The sequence below is a fragment of the Shewanella sp. UCD-KL12 genome (genome assembly GCF_001957125.1).
Taxonomy (GTDB): Bacteria; Pseudomonadota; Gammaproteobacteria; order Enterobacterales; family Shewanellaceae; genus Shewanella.
This window is the reverse complement of sequence record NZ_MPHJ01000005.1, coordinates 245,166-271,417: the sequence shown is the minus strand read 5'-3', so window position 1 is coordinate 271,417 and position 26,252 is coordinate 245,166. Positions and strand designations below refer to the sequence as shown.

At 43.5% G+C, this 26,252-nt stretch carries 23 protein-coding genes; 14 read left to right on the top strand and 9 right to left on the bottom strand.

Features of this window, described 5'->3' with window-relative positions:
- The first annotated feature begins 40 nt into the window (after positions 1-40).
- The 6 genes from BM736_RS11975 (at position 41) to BM736_RS11950 (ending at position 4,454) form a co-directional block, all read left to right on the top strand.
- Positions 41-862, top strand: a complete 822-nt coding sequence (locus BM736_RS11975) for a hypothetical protein (protein ID WP_076412323.1) — start codon at positions 41-43, stop codon at positions 860-862.
- A 115-nt stretch (positions 863-977) separates the two neighbouring features.
- On the top strand, positions 978-1,277 hold the full coding sequence (locus BM736_RS11970; protein ID WP_256717818.1) for a hypothetical protein: 300 nt from the start codon (positions 978-980) through the stop codon (positions 1,275-1,277).
- A 110-nt stretch (positions 1,278-1,387) separates the two neighbouring features.
- Positions 1,388-1,681: a DUF3630 family protein gene (locus BM736_RS11965; RefSeq protein ID WP_076412321.1), complete on the top strand. Its 294-nt coding sequence runs from the start codon at positions 1,388-1,390 to the stop codon at positions 1,679-1,681.
- Positions 1,678-2,682: a serine/threonine protein kinase gene (locus BM736_RS11960; RefSeq protein WP_076412319.1), complete on the top strand. Its 1,005-nt coding sequence runs from the start codon at positions 1,678-1,680 to the stop codon at positions 2,680-2,682. Before BM736_RS11965 ends, BM736_RS11960 begins: the two co-directional genes overlap by 4 nt.
- A 135-nt stretch (positions 2,683-2,817) precedes the next feature.
- Positions 2,818-3,429 carry a thiol:disulfide interchange protein DsbA/DsbL gene (locus tag BM736_RS11955; RefSeq protein WP_076412317.1) on the top strand — a complete coding sequence of 204 codons (612 nt, stop codon included), beginning with the start codon at positions 2,818-2,820 and terminating at the stop codon, positions 3,427-3,429.
- 812 nt (positions 3,430-4,241) lie between these two features.
- Positions 4,242-4,454: a DUF1107 domain-containing protein gene (locus BM736_RS11950; RefSeq protein WP_076412316.1), complete on the top strand. Its 213-nt coding sequence runs from the start codon at positions 4,242-4,244 to the stop codon at positions 4,452-4,454.
- Positions 4,455-4,482: 28 nt separating this feature from the next.
- Here the strand turns inward: BM736_RS11950 and BM736_RS11945 are convergent, their stop codons facing one another.
- The 3 genes from BM736_RS11945 to BM736_RS11935 form a co-directional block, all read right to left on the bottom strand.
- Positions 4,483-4,686: a cell division protein ZapB gene (locus BM736_RS11945; protein WP_076412313.1), complete on the bottom strand. Its 204-nt coding sequence runs from the start codon at positions 4,684-4,686 to the stop codon at positions 4,483-4,485.
- Between the two features lie 304 nt (positions 4,687-4,990).
- On the bottom strand, positions 4,991-5,602 hold the full coding sequence (locus BM736_RS11940) for an outer membrane beta-barrel protein (protein WP_076412312.1): 612 nt from the start codon (positions 5,600-5,602) through the stop codon (positions 4,991-4,993).
- A gap of 397 nt (positions 5,603-5,999) precedes the next feature.
- Positions 6,000-6,623, bottom strand: a complete 624-nt coding sequence (locus BM736_RS11935) for an outer membrane beta-barrel protein (protein ID WP_076412310.1) — start codon at positions 6,621-6,623, stop codon at positions 6,000-6,002.
- Positions 6,624-6,857: 234 nt separating this feature from the next.
- Here BM736_RS11935 and BM736_RS11930 point away from each other — a divergent pair, with 234 nt between their 5' ends.
- The 4 genes from BM736_RS11930 to BM736_RS11915 all read left to right on the top strand — a co-directional run bounded on the left by BM736_RS11930 (position 6,858) and on the right by BM736_RS11915 (position 11,928).
- Positions 6,858-8,219 carry a triacylglycerol lipase gene (locus BM736_RS11930; protein ID WP_076412307.1) on the top strand — a complete coding sequence of 454 codons (1,362 nt, stop codon included), beginning with the start codon at positions 6,858-6,860 and terminating at the stop codon, positions 8,217-8,219.
- 309 nt (positions 8,220-8,528) lie between these two features.
- Positions 8,529-9,467, top strand: a complete 939-nt coding sequence (locus tag BM736_RS11925; RefSeq protein ID WP_256717816.1) for a virulence protein — start codon at positions 8,529-8,531, stop codon at positions 9,465-9,467.
- Positions 9,467-10,729: a DUF4056 domain-containing protein gene (locus BM736_RS11920; protein WP_076412305.1), complete on the top strand. Its 1,263-nt coding sequence runs from the start codon at positions 9,467-9,469 to the stop codon at positions 10,727-10,729. Before BM736_RS11925 ends, BM736_RS11920 begins: the two co-directional genes overlap by 1 nt.
- Complete coding sequence (locus BM736_RS11915) at positions 10,729-11,928, top strand: BamA/TamA family outer membrane protein (RefSeq protein ID WP_076412302.1); 1,200 nt, start codon at positions 10,729-10,731, stop codon at positions 11,926-11,928. Before BM736_RS11920 ends, BM736_RS11915 begins: the two co-directional genes overlap by 1 nt.
- Before the next feature lie 65 nt (positions 11,929-11,993).
- Here BM736_RS11915 and BM736_RS11910 read toward each other — a convergent pair whose 3' ends face one another.
- Positions 11,994-13,133 carry a hypothetical protein gene (locus BM736_RS11910; protein ID WP_076412300.1) on the bottom strand — a complete coding sequence of 380 codons (1,140 nt, stop codon included), beginning with the start codon at positions 13,131-13,133 and terminating at the stop codon, positions 11,994-11,996.
- Between the two features lie 588 nt (positions 13,134-13,721).
- On the opposite strand from BM736_RS11910, the gene BM736_RS11905 reads away from it, so the two are divergent.
- Entirely contained in the window at positions 13,722-14,816 is a 1,095-nt protein-coding gene (locus tag BM736_RS11905) for a branched-chain amino acid aminotransferase (RefSeq protein ID WP_076412298.1), read from the top strand.
- A 60-nt stretch (positions 14,817-14,876) separates the two neighbouring features.
- Here the strand turns inward: BM736_RS11905 and BM736_RS11900 are convergent, their stop codons facing one another.
- Both BM736_RS11900 and BM736_RS11895 read right to left on the bottom strand, forming a co-directional pair.
- Complete coding sequence (locus BM736_RS11900; RefSeq protein ID WP_076412296.1) at positions 14,877-17,288, bottom strand: GGDEF domain-containing phosphodiesterase; 2,412 nt, start codon at positions 17,286-17,288, stop codon at positions 14,877-14,879.
- Between the two features lie 172 nt (positions 17,289-17,460).
- A complete protein-coding gene (locus tag BM736_RS11895; RefSeq protein ID WP_076412294.1) occupies positions 17,461-19,527 on the bottom strand; it encodes a S9 family peptidase in 2,067 nt (688 codons plus the stop codon).
- 186 nt (positions 19,528-19,713) lie between these two features.
- On the opposite strand from BM736_RS11895, the gene BM736_RS11890 reads away from it, so the two are divergent.
- Positions 19,714-20,229: a DUF2975 domain-containing protein gene (locus BM736_RS11890; RefSeq protein WP_076412292.1), complete on the top strand. Its 516-nt coding sequence runs from the start codon at positions 19,714-19,716 to the stop codon at positions 20,227-20,229.
- A gap of 30 nt (positions 20,230-20,259) precedes the next feature.
- Complete coding sequence (locus tag BM736_RS11885) at positions 20,260-20,475, top strand: helix-turn-helix transcriptional regulator (RefSeq protein ID WP_076412290.1); 216 nt, start codon at positions 20,260-20,262, stop codon at positions 20,473-20,475.
- 74 nt (positions 20,476-20,549) lie between these two features.
- Here BM736_RS11885 and BM736_RS11880 read toward each other — a convergent pair whose 3' ends face one another.
- From BM736_RS11880 to BM736_RS11870, 3 genes are read right to left on the bottom strand one after another with little or no spacing between them, the layout of a single operon-like run.
- Positions 20,550-21,167 (bottom strand): TlpA disulfide reductase family protein, encoded by a 618-nt coding sequence (locus BM736_RS11880; protein ID WP_076412288.1) that lies wholly within the window; start codon positions 21,165-21,167, stop codon positions 20,550-20,552.
- On the bottom strand, positions 21,164-21,643 hold the full coding sequence (locus tag BM736_RS11875; RefSeq protein WP_076412285.1) for a cytochrome c-type biogenesis protein: 480 nt from the start codon (positions 21,641-21,643) through the stop codon (positions 21,164-21,166). Before BM736_RS11875 ends, BM736_RS11880 begins: the two co-directional genes overlap by 4 nt.
- A complete protein-coding gene (locus tag BM736_RS11870; protein ID WP_076412283.1) occupies positions 21,640-23,640 on the bottom strand; it encodes a heme lyase CcmF/NrfE family subunit in 2,001 nt (666 codons plus the stop codon). Before BM736_RS11870 ends, BM736_RS11875 begins: the two co-directional genes overlap by 4 nt.
- A 553-nt stretch (positions 23,641-24,193) precedes the next feature.
- Between BM736_RS11870 and BM736_RS11865 the strand changes: the two genes are divergently transcribed.
- Positions 24,194-26,212 (top strand): cytochrome c3 family protein, encoded by a 2,019-nt coding sequence (locus tag BM736_RS11865; protein ID WP_076412281.1) that lies wholly within the window; start codon positions 24,194-24,196, stop codon positions 26,210-26,212.
- Positions 26,213-26,252 lie beyond the last annotated feature (40 nt).

Here is a 26,252-nt window from a genome sequence, read left to right as displayed (position 1 = left end):
AGCCTGAAACAAGGTTGAGGTCAATCACTGGTGGACGACAATGAAATATATAGCCATTATTTTGCTAGTTGTATTAGGTGTTTATCTATATAAGCGCGCTAAAAGACTAGCAGAAGATGAACAGCAAGATCTAACTAAGCCTGCTGAGAAAGAGGTTTTCGATGACTCACCCGTAGAAGAAACCCAACAGCCTGCTTCTCAGGTTGATAATGTTATAGAGCCTGAGGTTAGTCCTAGCTCATCAGCCGTTGATGCAGAAAAGGCTGACAATGAAAAAACTGATGAGTCCTCTCCATCGGAGAGTCAGCCTCTAGAGTTTGGTTCAGAGCCTAAGCAGGAGCAAGATGTTGCTGTTGTCGAGCCTGAGCCCCAAACTGATGTGCCAGAGCCAGAGCCAGAGCCAGAGCCAGAGCCAGAGCCAGAGCCAGAGCCAGAGCCAGAGCCAGAGCCAGAGCCAAAAGTTGCTTCCGTTGCTGTGACCGATGAATCATGGGCTAACGATAAACTGACTCAGGCACTGTCTGAGTACAGAGGTGCTTCAAGTAATTCGATTAAACATGTTGGATTATTAGCGGCTATCGCAGAATGTTATAAACAGAGAAAGCAAGCTGAATACAGAGAGTATGGCGCGGCACTTTCACCCTATTACCTATCGCTGTTTGAAGCCCTTGAAACTAAGTCAAAAGAGAAGGGCGTCGGCTTTATGCACCTTTCTACTCTACTGAATGATAGTGGCGAGTTTGATAGCGCAATTGATGTATGTAACAAGGCGATTGAGTACGGTTTAACTGACGGTACCGTAACTGGTTTCGAAGGACGTATTACTCGTATCGAGAAAGCAAAAGCTAAATCTTTGAAGTAATAACTATTGGTAATATCTAGCGACAGATATTGTTTACCCAAACGGGTTTAAAGACGTGTAAAATAGGCGAACTTAAGGTTCGCCTATTTTTTTGCCGTTAATTAATGGAGTTTGTATGAGATTCATGAAGTGGGTTTTAGTAGGAGTATTTATCTCGTCTTTGACTGCGTGTACACAAAACCCTGAATGGACTCTATTCTATTACGCTGATGTTGAGCAGCTCCCTGAAAATGCCGAACTTAGCACGCATATTTCTGGTTATTACTCGACTTCGGAGCAGTGCTTATTGAAAGGCTCTGGCCTAGTAAGGCTTAGTGATTCAGGTGTGGGAAGTTACCAGTGTGGTCACTTATGTGTGGCTAATGATACTGGCGGATTAACTTGCCAAAGCTTTGTCGACAAGTTGGTACACTAGCCAGCTGACTTTGAGTGGTTAACTCGACCACTGAAGCTGCACTTTTACAATTCTCAATGCTGTAGACTCGTCTGCAGCAGTTATCTCCCAGCTTGAAGAGACATATATTAATGAAGTTAAGCGAGTTAAAGCTTGATGCTCAAGCGCGCAGCTTATCAATAGCAGCCGATATCAATTTTGATGAGTTTGCAAAGTTTGCCGAGCCTTTGTCTCGCGCCATCGACTCTAGAGTGATTGAGCAGCATGATGGCGCCGACAGACATCAATGGTTGCTTCTTTTTGAAGGAACCTATATTCAGCTTAATTATGAGTTCTATGGGGATATCTGTTGGCTCAGCGTTGAGCGAGACGATGATTATGAGGTACTTGAATACCTTGAGAGTTTATTACGGAGTTACTTATGAGTACAGCAGATAAGGGCTCAGGGTTCCATTACCAAGCGCTCACACCTGATCTGATTCTAGATGCCATTGAGAGCTTAGGCATCTACCCCGAAACAGGCTTGTTAGCACTCAACAGTTATGAAAACCGAGTTTATCAGTTTCGCTGCGATAATAATGTTCGTTATGTGGTGAAGTTCTATCGTCCTGAGCGTTGGACTGATGAACAGATCCAAGAGGAGCATGATTTTTCTCAAGCACTGGTGGATGAAGAGGTACCAGTCGCCACTCCTGTGATTATTGATGGGCGATCTCTACACCAATATCAAGGGTTTAAGTTTGCGCTATTTCCCTCTATTGGTGGACGCTCGTTTGAAGTAGATAACCTAGATCAGCTTGAAGCAACCGGAAGGTTTATAGGTCGCATTCACCAATTCTCTAAGCAAGGTAAATTTGCTCATCGTGATATCGTCAGCCCTAAGCTGCTCGGCGATGAGTCGCTTAGCTGGTTAAAGGAGTCTGGCCATGTGCCTAGCTCATTAGTTACTCCCTATTTTACTATCGTAGAACAAGTGCTGGAAAAGTCTAAAGAGATCTGGTTTAGGCAGCCTCATAGTCAAATTCGACTTCATGGCGATCTGCATCCTGGTAATATTCTTTGGACGCCGGACGGCCCTGGCTTTGTCGACCTTGACGATGCTCGTACAGGACCTGCAGTGCAGGACTTGTGGATGATGTTGACCGGAGACCGTGCACAGAAGGTGCTGCAACTCGAAATATTGCTAGAATCCTATGAGGAGTTCTGCGAATTTGATAGCAGTGAACTTAAGCTGATAGAACCCTTAAGAGCGATGAGAATGCTGCATTACAATGCGTGGCTGAGTCGTCGCTGGGAAGATCCGGCTTTTCCTATGAACTTTCCTTGGTATGCAGAAGAAAGGTATTGGGAGCAACAGATCTTAGGATTTAAAGAGCAATTGGCTGTTTTAGATGAGCCAGCTTTGAGTCTAATACCGGGTTATTAAGGTTAATAAGCTGTTTGATCTATCATTTTGTAACAGAAAAATGAACTTATAGGCTTGAGCTAGACTCGAAAGAACATTATGTTATCCTCCAAATTATCAAAATACGCTGCGAAATGCAGAAATAAGGGAATCACCATGAAAAAAGCATTATTAATTGCTGTCGCTATGTTAATGGCACCAATGGCTGCCTTAGCTGCCGATTATAAAGAAGGTGTTCACTACACAGTGATCAATCAGGGACCAGCAACGGCTAAGCCTGAAATTACTGAGTTTTTCTCTTTCTATTGTGGCCATTGTTTCAACTTCTCAAAGACTCAAGTGCCACAAATTAAAGCTAACAAGCCTGAAGGTGTGGTCTTTAAGCAGAAGCATGTTGAGTTTATCGGTAAAGAGATGGGTGTAGAGATGTCTCGCGCTTTTGCTGTTGCTCATCAGCTAAAAGTTGATGAAAAGATAGAGAAGGCAATCTTCTCTGCTATTCATGAAAAGAAGCAACGTTTCACTAGCCGCAATGATATCCGTCAGGTATTTATTGCCAACGGTGTAGACGGTAAAGATTTCGACGCTGCAGCTAACTCGTTTATGGTCAGTGCACAGATGTCACAGATGAAGCGAGCGACAGAGAACGCTCAGATCTCTGGTGTTCCAGCTTTAGTTGTTAATGGCAAGTACCGCGTAGAAACAGGCGCTATTAAGTCATATGACGAACTATTAGATATCGCTTACTACCTAACTTCAATGAAGTAATATCGGTCGAGTAAGACTAAAATCTAAAAAGGAGCCTCACGGCTCCTTTTTTGTGTCTGGAACACTTATGCAGATTAGCCATGGATGGTTACTAATCTGCTTTGTGTCTGGCTTCCCTGCATTAAAGAGTTATGCCAAAGCCCATGGATGGATAGCTTTGGTATTTGTGTCTGGCTTCTTGTAATAAAGAGTTATGCAGTTTAGCCATGGGCCAATGATGTTCCAGACATCATCTTGGCATTCACTACATCTGCCCCATATGGATATGGGAAATGTCTTTGAAATGTATGGAACATTTAAGACCGTGTAGGTCAAGGTTACTAATCTGTTTTGTGTCTGGATTTCTTGTTTCTGAGAGTTATGTCGGTTGACCATGGATGCTGAACAACCGACTTTGTGTCAGCCTATTCTCATTAAGCGCTGCGATAAGGCCTTAAATGACTTGATGCAAGGTGAGGCAGGGGGGTGGGCGAGTTTTTAAAGCGTAAAAAAAACCGTATTTCCTGGTCGCAAGAAATACGGTCATCGAGCCATAGGGCTCAGTTTTACCCTGAGTAACCATTCTAATCTAGCAGGGTGTCAATTTTTTGGCAAGTGACATTTTAAAATAATGACTTAGCTATAAGTCTGATAGACAAGAAAAAGTTTTACCGCTACTGGTACGGTTTCAAATATTTACAAAAAAAAACATAATTTAATGAAACTCTCATGGTAAAACACGTGTCAAAGACAGAGTCTGATCCAACAACAAATACAAAGTGGCCAGGGCTCATTTTCTTAAAGCAAGCACAAGTACAGCACAAGGAGGCAATGTGAGAGTTTTTCCTGTTTACGCACCAAAGCTTATTGTCAAACACGCGCGCATATTCTTATCTGGGGTGATCTGGGTTAAAGACCTAGGTCGATTAGAATTTGAAAAAGGGAGATTTTTATTACCGAGGAAAAGTGTACCTAAAGTAAAGCAGGCCATCATAGAATTAAATGAGCTCATTGAGGCTCAAAGTAGCGAAGCGAAGATGGCTTAAATCTTCGCTCATGCTATAAAGCTATTAACTAGCTCACTTCTTCATTGAGCAAGCCAACAAGTCCAGTGACTTTTTCGTTCCAAGAGTTTAAATCTTGGCTCAATTGTTGGTTTTGCTCAGTCAAGCTAATCCCTTTCTGTTTTTCCTCTTCAAGCTCCATTTTCAATAGCTCGATAGTTTCAAGTGCTGCTTGGATTTTTGTCTCCAGCTTGGACAGTAGTTCAAGGCTCATGGGGAGTCCTAATAGTTTCTGGATGGTCTGATTATTCTATCAGTGCGGGTACTGTAGTGAATAGTTAATTATGTTGAATGTAGAAAAAAGTCGCTGAAAATCGGAAGAAAAAGCGATTTTTTTGTGCTTGTTACACGCAGGGTGGGGTTAATACAAATTTTTAACGGGTTTGAATGGACTTGAGGGAGTTATTTGAACTAAGTGCAATCTTTATATCAGTGATAAATATGCCGCTTACGGACATAGCGCTCTTTAAAGGCAGGCACAAAAAAGCCCCTTGCGGGGCTTTAATTAACAGCTTTGCTTAGAAGCGGTAATCAACTGAAAGATAAAGTTGCTGACTGTCATTTAGTGATGCTTGGTTTGTCCAACCAATTTTGTCAGTTGGAGATGGGACTGGAGTTGTCTCAGATACATCATAGTCCTGCTTAAGGTAGCGGTAACCAATCTCTGTACTTAGTTGGTCATTTATCTTGTACATTAGACCAGTTTGACCACCCCAAACGAAACGGTTCTTTGAACTAAGCTCATCTGTGTCTGGGCTAATGTGGTTCACACCAGCTGATGCACCGATAAACCAGTTTAACTTATTGCTCGCACCTAGACCGACAAGATAGTCATAAGAAAGCATGAGGCTCTGCTGTCTGCTGAAATCGTCTGAGTTATAGTTATAAGTTGAGTACACACGGTTGTTATCATTCAAATATGCACCAACACGAACTTCATAGAACTCATTGTTTTCAGTTTCTTTAAAGCTCTGTGCGTTAAAACCTGGATCAACATTGGCCTGTGAAGAGCCTTTGTAAGTGTTCTGCTGTGCACCGACACCACCACCGATGAACCAGTCTGCAGCCATTGCTGGAGCTGACATTGCTGTTGCGATTACTGTTGCTAATGCGATAGTTTTGATTTTCATAATATATTCTCACTCTTTAAAATTACTGTGACTTAAATGTGAGTCGCTTTGGCTCTTTTTCCTTGTTTAAAAGGATTGGGCTTAGCGTCTTAGATTTAAGCGACTTAAATTTAAGTCATTCGGTTTTCGTTGAGGGCATACTAATCCGATGAGTCTGAACAATAACTGAATGACATAACGGAACGGAGTTCCTAATGCTTTTGATATAAGAGTAGGTATCTTGAGCTAACGCTTGGTACGAGCGGGATTGGACGTGGGATAGGTAGTCTTTTAGTAAAGTCTAATTTTTTGTTAATCAGAGTGCAGCATATCGCCTAGCCACTAATTATTGGGCTAGACGATGATGCCATCAGGCTAAATCTCGGGAAGATTATTAACCTGATGAGTTTGCTGGAAATTAGAAGCGGTAATCTACACTTAGGTAAACTTGTTGAGAATCCGTTGCCGACAGAGTTGTGACTTCACTTGTCGCTTTTGGCGTGGCCACTGGCTCATCCGGTGCGTTACTTACTGAGTAATCTTGATCGAGATAGCGGTAACCGAGTTCAGTGCTGAGATTTTCAGTAATATTGAAAATGATACCTGTTTGACCACCCCAGACGAAGTTATTGCCTGAGCTCATATTATCAGCCTCTGGACTCACATGGTTGCCACCTGCCGAGGCGCCGATAAACCAATTTAGTTTACTGCTACCCAGTGGAACTAAGTAGTCATAAGAGATGATGAAGCTTTGTTGACTGGTGCTATCGTCAGCATTGTATGAGTACGTTCCGTACATACGATTATTATCATCGAGGTATGCGCCGGCGCGTATCATATAAAACTCATTCTCTTCACTGGTCGATGTGATTGGTGAGTTTTCAGGGATGCTAGCTCCACCGGTGACCTCTTTTTCATAACCATTTTGCTGTGCACCGACACCACCACCGACAAACCAATCAGCTGCCATGGTTGGCATTGAGATCGCAGAGGTGATTAGGGCTGCAATTATTACCGTTTTATTTCTAGTTGGGGTACTCATAAAAGTGCTCTCATTTAGGGTAAGTATGTTTCGTTGAGGGCATATTATGTGAAGCAGGCTGAACCTTAACTGAATATTAATTTATTATTAATCGTCTGTGTTTCATTGGCTTTTACCGTCGGCTATAGGGTCTTATCGCCCTGCTAAACATTTATTCTTAGCGCTATAAACGTTGTTTTTTCTATCTGCGTTGATATATTAAGTGACTGAAATTTATGTTTAATTGAGGTCGTTATGAAGCTTGTTTTCGTTCATGGGTGGAGTGTTACAGACACGGAAACTTATGCTGGTCTACCTGAAGCGTTAATGAAACTTGCTAGTGATGATCTTAACCTAGAAATCCAGCATCTCTACCTAGGCCGCTATATTAGTTTCAATGATGCGGTGACATTAGATGATATTGCCTTTGCCTTTGAGTCGGCTCGTTTAAGGGAACTAGAGGGGGAAACCTTCTCTGTTATTACTCACTCTACAGGTGGACCTGTTATCCGTAACTGGCTTGCGCGCTTTTTCGATAGTGAGAACATGAACCTATGTCCTATACAGCATTTGGTGATGCTCGCTCCAGCAAATCATGGCTCTGCGTTAGCTCAGATAGGAAAGTCTCGTATTAGTCGTCTAGCCTCTTGGTTTAGTGGCGTTGAACCCGGACAGAAGGTGTTAGATTGGCTTGAGCTGGGCAGTGATGGACAGTATGAGTTGAATACTCACTGGCTTCAGCAGGAAAGCTGGGAAGCGGGCCCTTATCCCTTTGTACTGACTGGGGAGTCTATTGATAAAACCTTATATGATTATGTGAATAGCTATACCGCAGAGAAAGGCTCCGATGGTGTGGTCCGGGTTGCCTCCGCCAATATGAACTTTACTCATCTCAAGTTACATCAGCAAGATACTCAGTGTAATAGCTTCAACGGTGAATGTGTTTCTCAGCTGGCAATGAAGGCAGGTATACAGACGGCGACGCCCTGTGCTTTTGAGATTATTCCTAGAGCTAGCCATAGTCAAAGTAAGATGGGAATAATGAACTCAGTCACTAAACGAAATGCGTCAAGAAAGCCTGTCGTAAGTGCTATTTTACAATGCTTGTCAGTGGATTCTGTTAGTGATTATGAGCAAGTGTCGAAATTAATGGCGCAGCGCTCCAATATGGTTAAGCGCAAGGCTAGTTATAACATGCTGGTTGTACGTGTCACCGATGACCATGGTCATAGAGTGACTGACTTTGATCTATTTTTGCTTAGTGGCAAGGCATTTCACCCCGGCCAGCTACCTAGTGGATTTATGTTAGATAAGCAGAAAAACAGTGTGAATGGTAACTGCATCACACTCTATTTAGATTCAAGTAAATTGCTCAAGATAGCCGACGGTAAATTAGGCTTTAAAATTATAGCCAGACCCGATACGGGTTTTAGTTATTATCAAGCCGCCGAGTATCACTGTGAAGATATTAGCGTGCATGAGTTAATAAAAGCTGATCAAACATTGATGCTAGATATCGTCTTAAAGAGGCATATCCACAAAGAAACTTTCTCCCTCGTGAACACAGAGCTGAGCGGCCCATTTGACTCGCTGACTGGATTTACTGCTAAGTCGTAGAGGCTGATGGGTGCTTTTATTCGCTGTGAGGTGATACCACATAAGGATTAAACATTTGTTGAACGAGTGTACCTGCCTGACGATTCAAATTGCTAATGTGCTGTAAATCTCATATTTGAAAGTTCGCAATTATTATTTTTAACATTTCAGATTGGCTTCATAGTGCCGCTATAAAATGAATGCTCATTCATTTTCATTTGTCTTAGACAAAACTCGCTAACAAAAGTTAGCTCAATTTATAGAACACTCATCGATGCTCAGCCACTTAAGCTGCTGAGTGCAATCGATTTAAATAGGTTAAATCTCATTATGTTCAACCACTCTATTCAAAGGGGAGTGGCCTTGTTTCTCGGGCTACTCACTGTTTTTTCAGTGATCGCGATTGAAAATAGCGATGAAGACAAGCAGCTTATCGAACGCGAAAGTGCTGACACAAAGTACAATAGAGCCTTGCCTATCTGGGCTCAAGAAGCGATAGACTTAGGTCACGAGTTGCCAAAACCTTATGGCCTCAGCATGACCTATATGACGATGGATCAACCTCTGGTGGTCGATTCGGTTAGCTTTTCAGGCTTAGGGGCTATCGATGATATGTTGTCGATCACAGGCTCTGAGGCGCTGCAAGATTCGCAAACATTGACGCTGCGTGGTGACGTTTGGTTGCTGCCATTTCTTAATCTCTATGCTGTGCTCGGTCATACAGAAGGCAGTAGTGTAGCCAATGTTCAAGTTGATGCGGATCTGTCATCGATTCTTCCACCTTTATATTGCCAGTTTAATCCATGCAATATTCAATCAGAACCTTTCGATTTTGAATTGAATTTCAAAGGATTAACCTATGGCGTTGGTGGCACCTTAGTGGGTGGTATTGGCAACTGGTTTGCCTTGTTAGATGTGAATTACACCAACACTAACTTGGATATCCTCGATGGTGAGATCAGTACCATAGTCGTATCTCCTCGAGCTGGTTACCGTTTCCAAAATGGCAATAACGATATGCAGATCTGGTTTGGTGCTATGTACCAAAACGTAGAGCAAACCTTTAGCGGTTACCTGCATGATATCGGCATAGGTAACGAATTTGATTTTCTATCAGGTGGTAAATTTGAAGTAAACCAGCATCTAGAAGACAAATGGAACGGCCTAGTCGGTGGCCAGATCTCAATTAATAAACATATCGACCTCTTGCTAGAGATTGGTTTTGGCACTCGCACCAGTGGCATGTTAAGTGTCGGGTATAGATTCTAATGAAAAACAGCCTAACATCACTGAGTGTAGTCATCTTTATCGCCTTGATTACGGGCTGTAGCAGTAACGACTGGCAGATCAGAGCCACCCCTACAGACTTAGCCATCGGTGCGGCATTGGATGATAAACCTGACTCGGCCACCATGAATGAAGTAGAGCTGCATGAGTTTGCTAATGCGGGAATGCCAAAGGCAGTAAGGCCCTGCTGTGCTTTTGGCAATTCACAAAAGGTGACAGTGGCTTCAGTCCCTGTGCCTTTTTACCGCTTGTCTAATACGATAAATTTAGAAGATATCGGCCCTCATGCTTATGAGGCTGGTACATTTAGTCATCAAAAAGCCACGCCAAATGGCCGCCGTGGCGGCGAGAACAATGGCATTCTGTATACCCAGCTAGGTGGCTTTATCGACTTGGCACATGTAAGAGATACTGCCGACAATGCCGTGGCGCTCTTCTATAAAATCTATAGCAAACTTGGACAGGAAGCACGTATAGACTTGCCTGTGGAGATAGGCCCTAGGCATATCCAGTTATCTGCATTTGACGTGAGTCATCTGAGCGTTAAGCAGCGACAGGAGGTTGCGGCTAATATGGCGGCGCGCCTTGCATATTTTATGGCAGAAGCCCATGAAGTCGCACAGTGGCATGGCTATCGTACTTGGGTGCCTTGGTCTGAAGAGGTATCAGCCTATTCGCCTGAAGATCTCTACTCCAATATGTTAGGCGCTAAGATTGCCACTGCACTGCTAAGTAATAACCTGACCATGAATCGGGAGTTATACAACCAACATATGACCAGCTGGTTAAATGCGTCATTAGCTTGGTTGCGTCCAGTGTCTAAAGCGCAGACCAACGCCCTGTTTGATGTGATTGATGGGCACTGGTGGGATTCTCGTGAAGCACTACCGAGCAAATATATGCTGTTATTGCGCCACTATGATTTAGGCGATGATCAAGCTCCCTACTTGGTAGACACAGATTTGATTGAACAATCCACTCAGCGCGAGCAATTATCCGGCTTGCTGGCGATGAGTGAGCCTGCTAAACCACTCTCTCTTCCTTCTGTTATTCATGGGGTAGAGATTGATAAGGTTGCTCAGCAGTGGCTATTTGTTGCAGGTAAATATCAGGCAAGCTTTAGCCATATTCCAGAAGCGCTGTGGATCAATGGCTTTACGAGTGAGTCTTTCAAAGAGATCGCTGAGTATGATGCCCAAGTCGATCGTATGGAGCTAGACGCTCACCAGCGAGGAGCGAACTAATGTTGAAAGCTAACAGGTTTTCGTCTCCTTTTATTATCCTTACCCTGCTACTGACATTTTCGGTTGTTGCAGAGGAAGCTGATAACGAAGCGGAAGCTAAGCTTGAAAAAGCTAATCAGTCAGTGCCTGAGGATGAACTTAGTTGGATAGATAACTTCCTGAATAACTTAGGTGCAGATGGCGAGTTTGACCCAGATAAGCTGATCGACTTTAGTTTTCTTCCTGGCCCCTTTTACAACCCTGAGATGGATCTCGGTATTGGCCTATCTGCTGTCGGCCTCTATCGTGTCGACCCCGAAGATAAGCAAACTCAACTATCGTCATTGGTGATAAATGGCTTCGCTTCGACCAATGGTGCCCTCGGTGTCACCATAGCGAACAAGACCTTCCTGCATCAAGATCAGCGTAGGTTCTATCTGGATGCTGAAATTGCCGATGCACCGGATGTTTTCTATGGCGTGGGTTATCAAGATAATTATGATGATGACAACCGTAGCGACTTCAATAATAGGCAGTTCTCAGTCAGGCCTATGTGGCTGGAGCGATTATCTGAGACCAGCTTTATCGGCGCAGGTTTTGATTTTAGCTACGCACAAGCGAGCAGTATCGAGCTGTTAGAGTCAGATATTGATACCGATATATTAGCTCAGGATTCGAGAAGTGTCGGTGTCAATGTAATGATCAATTACGATACCCGTGACACTGTGCTCAACCCATCAAAAGGGCGTGTTTTACAGTTAGATGCAGCCTGGTATCGTCAAGCCTTAGGCGGTAAAACTGATTTCGAGTCACAGAGTTTCCTTTATAGTGAATATCTGCCTGTCGGCCGTAGTGGCAATGTGATTGCTTGGCAACTTCACGGTCGATTTACACAAGGTGATGTGCCGTGGGATAAGCTCTCTAAGCTAGGAGGCGGCGGGCATTTAAGGGGGTACACATCAGGGCGTTATCGCGATAAACAGATGCTACTGACTCAGGCTGAATATCGACTCAACCTACCTGGCAGAAACGGTATGGTGTTTTGGGCAGGAGTCGGTACGGTGGCGGATAAAGTCAGTGAGTTTAGCTCAGATGAGATCTTACCCAATGTTGGTATTGGCTATCGCTTTGAAGTTAAGCCTAATGTGAATCTTAGGCTAGATATGGGCTTTGGCGATGGTGATTCTGGCTTCTACTTTAACGTCAACGAGGCGTTCTAAAGCCCTTATTTTTAAAGGCCTACGACGAGTGTCGAAGGCCTGAGTAAACATGCTAATTGTGATGGCTAGAAATAGTAACCAAAGTTAACATTGACCCTAAGATCCCAGTCATCCCCATTTTCTGGCAGACCGACATGATCATTGTTAGCGGTTGAGAAGGTCATATTTTTACCTAAGATCACATCGAACATGGTGTAGGTAGGGCCTGCAGCAAAAGCGACGCCGGTGACATTTTGTAAGCTGTCATCATAATCACTGTCTGCTACATCTGGCGTCATCAAACCAAAGTCATTATATATCTTGTAGCTACCCCAGTTGGTCGGGAAACTCTTAGCTAAATTTACGCTATAGACCTGACCTTTGGTAGCGATCTCATATTGCCAGCTGACGACCGAGACCGCGATCTTGTTCGCATCGACGGCATCTGCCGCGTCATATTCATACTGCATTGCTTGTAGTTGTAAGTTCCAGCCTTGGTAACTGCTGTCTAGGTGTAGTGCTACCGCGTAACGGTCGCCATTGTTGCCGGTTTTGCTGTTATAGATCTGACCATACTGCACTGAGCCACCTAGTGTAGTAGAGCCACCCTCATATTCTGCGGTATAAGTTTGGCGCAGGTTGAATTGGTTGGTTTCTTCGTTGTGATACTCGATACCGCTAGCTGCAATGACGCCTGTGTATAGGTCAGTTGCGTAACGCTTGTTTTCAGTAGGGCCATATTCCGCATTTTTGAAGAAAGCCAGATCAGTATGCCAGCCATTGTTTTCGTAAACCGCTTTAACTCCCATATCGTGATCATCTTCGAAGCCTAAGTAGTAAGGTAGACCAAACCAAAAGCTGTTTGAGATAAACTCACGGTTACCAAATGGCACCTTAGTGATACCAAGTTGTAACTGCCACTGGGGGTCGATGTCGTAAAACCCGTAACCATATTTAATGAAGTCAGTGCTTGAGGTGAAACGGTACTCAGCGGCTAAGCCCCAGTCTCCAAGCTTGCCATCAAACTTAATTGCGGCAATATCGAAGGTGAAGTCACCGCCCTTGTTTTTTGAGGCTTCATCGTACTCTTTATAAGCGTAGTTAACGCGTACTGCACCGCCAATATTGATGCCATCTTCCTGCTCTTCTGCATAAGTTACAGAGCTTGAAAGTGCTATTGCTGTTGCCACCATCGACAACACAAATTGGGTGGTTCTTCTCATCATCATTACCTATTTATTATTACTATTTTATTTTTTGGATCAGTTGTATAAGCTCAAATCAGGGTCAGTGGCTTGCCACACTCTGAGATAATTGGCTATTTACTAATGGGCTATTTATTAACTGTTATGGCGAGTCGCTATACCTTGAGCTAGCACGATAGGGTTTCGGGGTATGAGCCTATGAGCTAAATCCTATTTCGGGGGAGTCTGGATTAAGTTTTATCGCTAATTTTATGTCGGGTTGGTAACTAAAAAAATGTGAAGTGAATTTTATATTGGGTTAACAATTATTGTTGTAATGTTTCTATGACGTGAATCACAAAGCTTAGTAATAGTTACTTTGTTTGATGCAGTGAGTTGGGTGCTAGTTGCGAATGTATTCGCTGGTGGCAAAAGCTAACTTGCAATCATGCTAGCAAAGTCGAATAGTTTGAAAGGTGATGGGTTATTACTTGTGCGGATAAACAGGGTTAAAGAGTGAAAAACTTGATGCGCACATAAGGCTGGACCACTGCATTGTCACGCCCTTACTTCTTGACTTTATAGGCTTGCATCCATAGGCTGCTTATTCAGTAATCAAGGTGGTATGCAATGCAAATAAACTATAATTTAAAACCTGCGTCTGAGCGCCGTACTGAACAGTTCGAGCCTGAAACTAATGTGGGATTCGGTAATCTCAGAACTGATCATATGTTTTTAATGGATTATCGCGATGGGGAGTGGCGTGATCCAAGAGTTGTCCCTTATGGACCTTTCGAGGTCGCTCCTGGTGCTATTGCACTGCACTACGGTCAGTCTGTGTTTGAAGGCGCGAAAGCGTTTAGGCACGATGATGGTGAGATCTATACGTTCCGCTTAGATAAAAATGCTGAGCGCCTCAACCAATCTGCCGATATTATCTGTATCCCAGGTCTAGACGAGGACATACAGATTGAGGCGATTAACGCCCTGATAGATGTTGATAGACTTTGGTTCCCAATGCAGGAAGACGCCTGCCTCTATATTCGTCCGTTTATCTTTGCCACTGAAGACAGATTATCTGTTAGTCCCAGTGAGCAGTACACCTTCTGTGTCATTTTGAGCCCTAGCGGCCCTTACTATGCTGACGGTTTCGATAAGGCGATTAGATTGCTTATCAGTGAACGTTTTCACCGTGCAGTTTCAGGTGGTACCGGTTCATCAAAAGCTGCGGGTAACTATGCAGCGTCATTAAAAGCGGGTAAAGCAGCGGCTGAATATGGCGCAGCTCAAGTATTGTATCTTGATGCTAACAATAAGCAGATTGAAGAGGTGGGTGCGATGAACCACTTCCATATCTTAAAAGATGGCACAGTGATCATTCCTAAGTTCACCGATACCATTTTAAAATCAATAACCTCTCAGTCGATTTTAGATCTTGGAGAGCTCCTTGGTTGTGAAGTACGCCAAGAGACTGTGATGCTAGATAAGTTTATTGCAGACGTTGAGTCGGGCGAAATTATTGAAGCAGGTGGTTTTGGGACAGCGGCTGTCGTTTCACCTGTAGGTTCATACATTTTTGAAGATAACAGAGTCATTACTGTCGGTGATGGCCAGGTGGGTGACAATACGCGTCGTCTGTATCAGGTGTTGACTGATATTCAAAAAGGTAAGCTTGAAGGCCCAACGGGTTGGATCAAACAGGTGCAGCGAGTCTCACCAGTTTAGCTTTATACCTATTGAGATAGTAAAAGGCGCTTCGGCGCCTTTTTTGTTGTCAAAGCGCAGCTATTCTCGTTCTGGAACAAGTTCAGGAGTCAGTAAGGCTGTGCAAGCATTCGCTTTTAACGGTTTGCTAAACAGAAAGCCCTGTACTTGATCGCACTCATGGTCCGTTAACAGTTCAAGTTGCTGCTGATTTTCCACTCCCTCAGCAACAACCTCTAGCTGTAAGCTTTTTGCTAGTGCGATAATGGCAGTTGTGATTGTGGCATCAGCCTGTTTGCTATCTATGTCATGTACGAACTCTTTATCAATCTTTAGTGTGTCCACAGGGAATCTTTTCAGATAACTGAGGCTAGAATAGCCTGTGCCAAAGTCATCGATGGCCAGTGATATGCCTAAAGTTTTTAATTGAGTAAAGATAGATACCGCATCTGTGGGGTTACTCATGATACTGGATTCAGTGATCTCTAACTCCAAAGATGAAGCGGGAAGGTTGGCGACGCCTAGCGCCACTTCGACAATATCAACGAGCTCTGTCTTTAGCTGTTTAGCCGATAAGTTAACTGCAATATTGAGCTGGGTATAACCCATATGATGCCAGTGAGACAGCTGTTGGCAGGCTTGATTCAATACCCAATGGCCTATCTTCTCAATCATACCTATCTCTTCCGCGACAGGAATAAACTCCATAGGGTTGATATGGCCTAATTCAGTCGAATGCCAACGTAACAGTGCTTCAAAACCTGTTAACTGCTGTCCAAGGACTGTGTATTTAGGTTGGTATACAAGGTAGAGCTCATTTCGGTCGAGGGCTTGCTTTAAACCTGCTTCAATCTCTACGTGCCGAGATGCGACCTCATTCATGGCTGGAAGGTAGAATTGATAGTTGTTACGTCCTTGAGACTTTGCATGGTACATGGCGGTATCGGCATACTTGACGAGCTGTTCGCTGCAAGATGCGTTATTAGGGTAGAGGCTAATACCAATCGAGGGGGAAACTGAAAACTTGTTGCCTTCTAGATTAAATGGCGTGTTAAAGGCCTGAATAATTTTATCTGCCACCTGCTTAGCTGCACTTTGCTTGCTGAGGTTTTCTAGAATAATGGTAAATTCATCCCCTCCTATACGAGCAACGGTATCACCTTGTCTCACAATGCTTTTTAGACGCTGGGCAACAGACTTTAATAACAGATCTCCGATATGGTGACCCATAGAGTCGTTGATATATTTGAAGCGATCTAAGTCGATAAACAGTAGCGCTACAAGCCTGTTTGTTCTGCTAGCTTGTTTAGTCGCGTGCTGAATTCTATCTTGAAATAAACAGCGGTTGGGCAGGCCTGTTAATGCATCATAATTGGCTAAGAAACGCAGATCTTCCTCGGCCTTTTTACGTGCGCTTATATCGTTAAATACAGCAACAAAATAGTCGTTTTTGCCATGGTGGTCGTCAATTTTAGTGACCTCAAGCCAAGTTAAAATCTGGCTGCCATCACGATGGGCTATGGTGCTTTCTCCTGACCAGTAATGGTTGCGGGCTAGCTCTCGTTGTATCTTTCGGTATTGTGAGAGTGCTTTTTTATTCGAAGCAAAATCAAGAATGTGCTTATTGACGACCTCTTCAAAAGAGAAGCCTGAGATGGATGAGAAAGCGGGGTTAACTGAGATTATTTGATGGTTATGATCGCCAACAATAACGGCCTCTCTCATGCTATCAAGTACTTGTGCGGATAACCTCAATGTACTTTCAGTCTGCTTTTTAGTGGTGATATCTCTTAGGGTGCCCGTCATTCTGAGGGCCCTATTTTGGCTATCGGTTTCGGCGACTTTGCCTCTGTCTAATAACCATATCCAACTGCCATCTTCATTTTTTATACGATACTCAGCTTCGAAGAAGACACTTTGACCTGCGAGATGGGCTTCGAGCAGGCTTTCGACTTTATCGCGATCTTCGGGATGAATAATATTTAGCAGAGTATTCGCGCTATTTCCAAACAGAACTGGGTTAGTGATATTACTTCTATAGATCTCATTTTTTTCAATATTCCAATCCCACATACCATCGCCAGATGCCCATAAAGCGAGTTTTAGCCTCTCTTCAGATGCTTGCACTGTTTTGGCAGCATTGCGGTGTTCTCTTCGCTTTGTTCTCAGCTTCATAAACAGAAGTAGGAGTATAAAAATAAGCGCGATTGAGTAGATTATCTGTAGTGAGTGCGTCAATCTCAATTTGGTATCGGAAGGTGAGGATATGAATGCGGTATTGTTGGTTAAGGCGTAAAGCACAGGAAATGAGATAAACTGAAGTTCTGCTTTTTTTATCCCTTGTTCGGTACTGTTTTCACTTAAAATAGAACAGTGAGGAATCTGGCTATTGCTAAATAAATCAATTGCTTGAGTTTCTTCTGAAATAGCTGCTATTTCGAAACAAAATATCGAGAGAGAGAGTGCAAGGATAATAGCTCTGATTGAAAGCATGTTGATAAGCAGTTGATTGTCTTTTTATGGGGGCAATTTATACAAGTTTTTGTTGGAATAGACAAGTGTATACCTCCTTGATGATGCAATTTGTATTATTTTAATGATTGATAAGCAGTGCAAAATTTATGAAAGTGCGAGCCGAATAGTTAGCTATTCGGCTCGCTATAAATTACAACTGGCTGACATCCACCTTAAGCGTATTTAGGTGAGTGGCAAGACTTGGCGTGACGCGTTTATCGACTCTACCGCCTAAATGCTCGCCGAAGAACTGCTCCATGGCGACGATATAGGCCAGTTTGTTATCACGCTTTCTAAAACCATGACCTTCATCTTTTGCCAGAATATACTCTACCGGAAGAGCCTGCTTATACATCACTCGCGCAATATTGTCGGACTCAAGTTGTGTGACCCTAGGATCGTTCGCCCCTTGTACTAGCATCAGTGGCGCCTTGATTTGATCGACAAACTTTATCGGTGAACGCGCTAGCATATCTTCTCTGTCTGCTGCGATTTCAGGGTCGCCCACTGCACTATAAAACTGTCCTAGGTATGGACGGAAGTGTGGCGGAAATGACTCTAGCAAGGTGATAAGGCTAGAGGGACCGACATATGAGATCACGGCTTGGTATAGATCTGGCGTAAAGGTTGCCCCTGCCAATGCAGCATAGCCACCATATGAAGCGCCCATGATCCCTAGGCGTTGCTTATCAGCAGTCCCTTGTTCTACAAGGTAGTTTGCCCCGTCAGTGAGATCATCTTGCATGCTACCTGTGCCCCAGTTCTTATTGCCCAAGTTTAGGAAGCGTTTACCAAAACCTGTCGATGCGCGAAAGTTGGGTTGCAGAACCGCGTAGCCCCGATTAGCAAGTAGCTGGGCTATAGGGTTGAAGTAACCAGAGCTGAGCGTCCAGTAGTCACGTGCCCAAGGGCCACCATGGGGCAGGATAACCGTGGGTAAGTTTTTACTCTGCCCTTTAGGAAGGGTGAGGTAAGCTTGTATGCTTACTCCGTCACGCGCCTGATAAGTGATGGATTGACGCTTAGAGAGCAGCTCAGGTTCAATTGATGCTTCCTGCTTGAGCAATACTGTCACACTGCCCTTGTTAGTATCAAAGCGGTAATCACTCCCCATATCGACATCACTGGCGACATGCAGTTGCCATAGACCGGTTTTTTCATTTCTGTCGCTGATGGTTATCTCAACGTCTTGTTTGAAGTGGTCATTAATCTTCTGCCAGTTTTTAGCAAACTCGTCATCTAACGGGTAAGTACGCAGGCGGCCGCCATAATAGGAGACGGCAAGTGGCGCACCGTCATCGTTGAAAATCACTTCCGAGACGTCAGACTCATCGAGTGGGTCACTATGCAGTGTATCTAGCTTTCCTGTTGCCAAATTTAGACGTAGCAGCTGTTGCTTATCTCGGCCCTCAATATCAGCGCTGAGATAGGCAAGGTTGTTATTACTATCGAAACTGAGAATATCTATGCTTTCGCCAAATTCTGTTTTGATGAGGCTAACCCACTTGCCATCGATTTTGGCGTAGAGATCTGAGGTATTGTCTGGGTTACTGCTGGTTCCGAGTACGGGTTGTCCTAACTTATTAACCTCGATTTGCGAGAAACCAAAGGTGTTAGCAAAAACATTACTGATATCCCCAGAGTTGATATTGAGGTGATAGATATCCATCTGCTGCGGGTTATCTTGGTTAGACATCAGCACTAATGTATCTGGCTTGTCTTTTGCCTGTTTGAGCAGGTCATACCTTATCTCATTGTTGCTCGTTAGCGCTGTGGTGTTAGCTGCCGGCTTAGTGTGTGTAGTATCTAAGGTTAACTTATAAATTTGAGTGTTTTCATTACCGCCACTGTCTTTGAGATAGAAGATCTCATTAGCTTCACTGGACCACCTGAAGTTCAATACAGGCTCCTTTGAGGTGGTAATGGGGAATGCTTTATCAACACCAGCGCCTGCAGGCATTAAGTAGATATTTTTAGCACCTTGGTACTCTTTAAAGAAGGCTAGCCATTGGCCATCGCTAGAGGTTTTTAATCCGCTGATCCCTTGCTCATTAAAGAAAGCTTCAACAGGAATAAGTGGCACCTGAGCAACTTGCTGTTGAGCGCTTGTTTGAGTCGGTAGCTTTGATTGTGATGGGGTCTGTGAGCAACCCGTAGCGAACAAGGTCGCGGCGAGTGTTGTCGCCAGTATGCTAGGTAAAATTGTATTCGTTTTCATGAATCATTCCTTTTATAACAGCTCAAACTTTAATCTGTTTTAGCTACAGATCCTTTATTCTTGAATTGCTAATCAGCCTATTACATAAAATAATTATTGTAAAACGATAATTTGATATTATTTTATGATGAAATGTTTCTGTCTGATATAATCTATTGAAAATAGTGGCAGGGAAAATTTATCGCAATGAATGCAAATATGCACAAGCTGATGAAGATCAGTGGTTTTTTTAGAGGTGTAGTCTTAATCGCGACTGCAGTTGTGTTGGTTTACCTAGGCTATAGCTATTGGGTTCATGATGAGATCCGCTTTGCTAATAGCATGCTTTTTAATGAGCTTTGGTTTGATGATCGAGCGAGCCGTAGTGTGTTGCTAGCGATACAATCCCCTATTTTAATCAGTTTGATTTTGGGTGTTTATTGGTTGCAGAAATTGCTGAGTCATTTTCAACAGGGGCTATTTTTTGGGCAGCAAGCAATGACCTGTTATCTGTGGCTTGTCTGGATTAAGTTGGCGGATTTTTGTATCGAAATAGTCCAGCATTTAGTGACGGGTTATTACCATGGCCAGTTTCATGAGAAGACACACTTAGAGCTACCGCTTGATTTTGGCAATATCACGACGCTGTTGTTGATGCTGTTGATTGTTTATCTGCTGAAGGCTGCGAGAGAAATTGAAGCCGAAAACAAAGAGTTTATCTAAGTTCGTTATCGTGTGTTGGATGAAAAAATTATGCAAATAATCGTTAATTTAGATGTCATGATGGCAGTGCGAAAAGTGAGTTCAAAGGAGCTCGCTAAAGCTATAGGCATCACGGAAGCTAATCTGTCATTGTTAAAGCGGGGCAAGGTAAAAGGGGTGCGTTTCGAGACGTTAGCCAGTATCTGTGGTTATCTGAACTGTCAGCCTGGAGATATTCTTGAATTTCGCCCTGAAGAGGCTGAATAGGTCATATTGAGTAGAAAAACCCGTCCGGTGAAAGAGTGATAGAAATACCGGACGGTGTGAGAACCTGTTTAACCTTATTTACCTGCGTATTTTGCCGTTAGCTTTTCAAGATAGGGCTGTACCTCTTTATCACCCCAGTCGAGATAACCTCTAAGAAAGCCGATTAAGTTACCTGAACCATCAAAAAAGTAGGTGGCTGGAACAACATCTGCAGGCATCACTTGATCTATCTGCTTGTTTGGATCGAGCCAAGTCTGATAATCGGCTAGGCCATGTTTGATTAGAAATGGTTTTACCAGCTCGGGCTCCTCATCGATTGAGATAGGCACAACCACGAGATTATTGTTTAGGTTAGCTTGGCGGATCTGCTCCATCTGCGGGATCTCTTTAATACAGGGGGCGCACCAAGTTGCCCATAGGTTTACCATCACCACCTTGCCTTTGAACTGCTTTAAGCTTATCTCATCACCTTGGGTGTCCGTAAATGAGACGTCAGGTACAGATCGTGCTGAGCTCATCTCAATAAACCGAGACATGATCATAGGTTTATCTATCGCATCTCCTGTGCTGTAGACCTTAGTGGTTGGAATAGAGGCCTGAGTTGCAGTAATGCTGCTTAACAATAGAGAGCTGGCTAAGGTAAACCCTAGCGCCAATTTTGTTGATAATGTGACATTTCGAAAATTGATCATGATTGACTTCCATCAACTTGAGAAGGGTGAACTGGCTCTGTCTGTTTTATCATTCTTGGGCGAATGAATATGAACACGCTAGCAATCGCGATAAGGACAAAGAGTAAGGGGGCTAGCCAAAGGATGGTAGTGCCGCCTGAAAGAGATGGCATATAGCGGATCTTCTCTCCATAACGCTCAACCATAAAATTAACTATCTCAACTTTACTATGGCCCTGCTCAAGCATCAGGTAGATCTGTGCTTTGAGCTCGCTGGCTATAGGAGCTTGAGAATCCAGCAGGTTTTGGTTGATTGATTTAGGGCAGCGAAGCTCTCTTGATATCTCTAATCTCAGCTTATGCTTTTGCTCACTGGTATAGGTAATAGGATCGGCTTTAGGGATTACTCTATCTTCAGCACTGGCGGCGCAGCTCGATGAGAATGCGCTTGAAAAGGTGAATACAACCAGTAACAGTGCTACGGCGATGTGTTTCATGGCTTCACCTCACCACGGGTTTGTAGGCCGGGCATGTTTCGCGCACACCTTGCTTGTTTGGACTTTTTTACAGGACGTAAGTTGTAGATGATTGAGCAACCTGCAAGCATCATAAATAGCGCGCCAATCCATAACCAGTTAACGAAAGGTTTATAGCTGATTCGAATTAAATACTCAGTTTCACTTAACGCCACTCCCATAGAGACATACAGATCGCCAAACAGTGATGAGTGAATGCCCGCAGCTGACATCTCCATCGCATTGGTTTTAAAAGTTTGTCTTTGTGGGTAGATATAGGTGACTATATTTTCATGCTTATCGAGCACCATGATTTTGGCTTGAATGGCCGTAAAGCTAGCTCTATCAACGTGCTGGGTCTCTTCATAAACAAAGGTATACCCTGCAACCTCTTTGCCATTACCCGGCCCCATCCTGAGTAACTCCTCCTGCTCGAAGTTAGATACGCACGTTGCGCCAAACACTGAGAGGGCAACACCTAAGTGAGCAAAACACATGCCTAAGAATCGCGCTCGGCTGCGTTTATCTACAGCTTGATAGCTTGAGTGAGCGCTGTGGGATAAAAATTGTTTCAGGCTCAGTAGTACGCAGGACAGAATCCATAAAACAGAAAAAGCGCCAAGCAGTAACCATATAGAAAACTCATCTTGGCTGGTAAAGGTGAACACACAAGCTAAGGTTAGGCTGATTAAGGCCATTACTGCAGGAGTTCGCAATGCTTCTACCCGAGCCGATTGCCACCTGATAAGTGGGGTCAGTCCCATTAAGATAAATACGCATACAGCAATTGGAATAAAGATGCTATTAAAGTAAGGCGGGCCCACCGAAATAGTGGCCCCTGTAGCGACTTCATAGATTATTGGATAGCAGGTTCCGAGTAGTACTGATAGCGCAGCGGCGACGAGCAGCAAGTTACCGAGTAACAGTAGGCTTTCTTTAGATAGTGCAGAGAAGTCGATTTTGAAATTAAGGTTACTAGACTTATAGGCAAACAATGCGAGTGCAGCGCCTGTATAAGTGAGAAGTAACACAAGAATAGAGAAGCCTCGAGTGGGATCAGAAGCAAACGCATGTACTGACTGCACCACACCGGATCTGACTAAGAATGTGCCAAGTAGGCTCAAAGAGAAGGCTAAAATACAGAGAAAGATAGTTGTTGAGCCAAAGAGCCCACGTTTATGTGTCATATTGACCGAATGCACGAGTCCAGTAGCGACTAGCCAAGGGATAAATGAAGCATTTTCTACTGGATCCCAGAACCACCACCCGCCCCAGCCAAGTTCGTTATAGGCCCACCATGAACCAAATGCGTTACCACCAGTAAGAAATACCCAGGCAGTAATAGCCCAAGGGCGTAAGTAAGCCGCTTTCTGTTTGGTTAAGCCTTCACCTAACAGTGCAGAAATGGCAGCGGCAAAACATATGGTAAGGCCGACATAGCCCAAAAACAGCATAGGTGGATGCAATATTAGGCCAATGTCTTGCAGGATAGGGTTGAGATCTCTGCCTTCAATAGGGTAGTTAGGCAGTAGTCTTGCAAATGGATTAGAAGTAAACAGCATAAACAGGCAAAAACCTGCGATGACAAAAGACAAAACAGCAATAAAGCGACCGATAAAGGCTCTATCTTGATATTTACCTGAGAAGGTGATGATACAGCCCCAAACTGCCATAGCTACAACCCAGAACAACATCGAACCTTCATGTCCCCCCCAAATCGCTGCGACTTTATAGATCAATGCAAGCTGAGTATTTGAGTTATTGGCCACATATGCCACGGTAAAGTCATCAACGACAAAAGAGATAAGCAAACAAGTAATAGAGGCGCAAAGGGAAAAGGTCATTATTCCTGTTAATGTTTTAACATAACTAAGAAGGTAATGGTTATTCTTGTATGAACCTATAAAAGTAATCATACCAAGTAATATCGATATAATTGTACTAACAATTAAAAATATAAGGCCTAATTCTGGAACCATAATGATACTTCTCTATTTTAGCTTGCCTAATTAATTATGTCGGTGTTAATTAAGTCAGTCTGATCTTTTGTTATGTTTATTGCTACTTTATATATTGTGTTCTAATTATATTGTTAGTCGTTTTTATTAAGGTTTGACCTTGTGGTGACGGGTCTGTTTTGTTAGTGGTAACCACTCTACCTTTCAACTTAAAGCAAAGGGTATTGTATATTAGCAATCAATTTTGTGACTCCTGTATCCTTTATTATCGATAGATCCTCCTTTGGTATTATTTCATATCTAAAGTTACGTTTTTTACATCTATTTAGATCTAAATGCCGTCTAAAATATCTGAAAAACAGCACTGCTGTGTTGGTCTATCTTGTTGTTATTATTTTATTTTTAGGTGTTTTAAAGTCTCAGGGTTTTCTGTGTTCACAAATCTGGTTTTAGTTCATGTTTTTTTATCATTTAGGTATGGACAATAGCGTTAACTCAATTGTTCTAGTTGTTCGGCTAAACAAGAGAGCTGCTTAGTTGAATGATTATAAAACGATGATAACTAGGAGAGATGATGAAAAACTGGAAACTAAAAACAGCCGCAGGTTTGCTGTTTTGTTTCACCGCAGTGGGTGCTAATGCCGCTGGTGGTAAATACAACAGCATTCCTGAAATGGGCGAATCAGCAAAAGCTGCAATTGCTAATTATCAAGGAACAGAAGAAACTAAAGGTGTTAAATCACTTCACGATTATGTCGTTCAAGAAAGTGAACTTTTTGATTTCTTATTCCAAAATCACCCAATGTTTAAATATCACGAAGAGGGTAACCTTATTGGTGAATATCACATTAGTGATCGTGGTGAAGAATATTTTGATACAGGTAATTCACCTAAATATAGTGAGCGAGTAGGTCGTCCAAGTGCAGTTCAGTATCGCCTTGGTGCTAAATCAACACTGGATTTTCCAAACAACTTCGTAGGTCCTGAGAAGTGTGGTGAGTGTCACGCAGTTCAGTTCGAGAAGTGGAAACGCTCTCGTCATGCAAACGTGGTTCGCTTCCCAAGTGAAATTACCGATAAAGAAGTACCAAATGGTGATCTGTCTGCTCGCCTATACGGTAGTGATGCAGCAATGTTACCAGATGGCATTCAGCCTGATGACGTTTATGCGATTATCGGTACTCCTCGTACTAAATATGGTCTGCTTGATAGTTACCTAGTACGTGGTACTTACCATATTCGTGATGGTCTGCTTTCTGAAGGTACAGGTAAGATGGTTGCCGGTGCTAACCAGTTCTCACGAGGTTGGGCTGAGTGGTTAACCCCTGAGATGGCTAAGAAGATCAACAAGGTTATCCCTGAGTTCCCTACAACGATTGAAGACTTTGGTGCTTCAGGGTCTCACCAGTGGGGCATGAGCTCTTACGGTGCTAAGTACGAAAAAGAGATGTTGTTCCAGCCAGGTAGCTCATATTGTGAAATGTGTCATACCTACAAGTTCGACTTCCAAAACAAGCAAGAGTTCTTTGATGCGCTTGGTGATAGCAAGAAGTTACAAGAGCACACTATCTCTAAAGGTATTGCATGTGAAGAGTGTCATGGCGCAGGTGGTCACCTAGACGGTGGTACTGGCGGTATGCAGTCTAACTGTGAGCGTTGTCATCAGCGTTTCAACTTCGTTGACGAGCTTGCTGAGACCGAGAAAGGCCAAGAGAAGATGGAATACGCCTTTGGCGTGAAGATGAAGTCTGCTTGCCCATCTTGTGGTACTGAAGGTTCACAGATGTTTGCTTCTGCTCACTATGAGAAGGGCATGCGTTGTACGACTTGTCATGATCCACATGAAGTGACTGATGGTGATTTCCTATCTGGTTTCACTAAGCCAAAGCTGAAGAAAGATTGTGTTGATTGTCATGAAGCACAGAAGACAATTGCTGACAACACTGACACTCATAGCAACATGACCTGTCAAAGCTGTCACATGCCTGCAATGGGTAGCTGTGAAAACTTCACTGCAGTTCAGTTCCCTGATATGGCTGGTTTCGATGCAGTTCGTAAGTCTCATATGTGGAAGATTGATGTTCACCCTGAACGTAAAACACTGAACCCACCTGCTGGTCAGCCGCGTGACTCTGCTGTTAAAGGTTGGACTGTTGCTAAGAACGAAGAGGATCATAACTACTTAGATCTTATGTGGTCATGTGCGCGTACTGCAGTCTCGGATCATGACAACGTTGAAAACAAAGGTTGTCACAGTCCATTCCAGTCTGAACTTGAAACTGGCATGCACTACAACGATCAGATGGAGATCTACGGTGAAGTGATGAAGTGGCAGACACCAGTTAAAGAGGTGTACGCAAAGGTTGAACAGGCACTTGTTCGTATCGACCAACTTCTTGAGGTGACTAAGCTACCAACTGCTGAGAAGACTCAGGTTCTTATGCTAGCTGAGAAGGCGCAAGAGACCGTTGACCTAATCAAAGAAGATGGCTCTTGGGGTGTTCATGGCTTCCGTTACAGCCAGAAGCGTCTCGATGCTGCACTCACTTATGTTACACAAGCTCAGAATATTCTAGATGGTAATGGTTACTAAATCAGAACCCACTAGCTACTGAGTTGTTACCCGCTTCGAT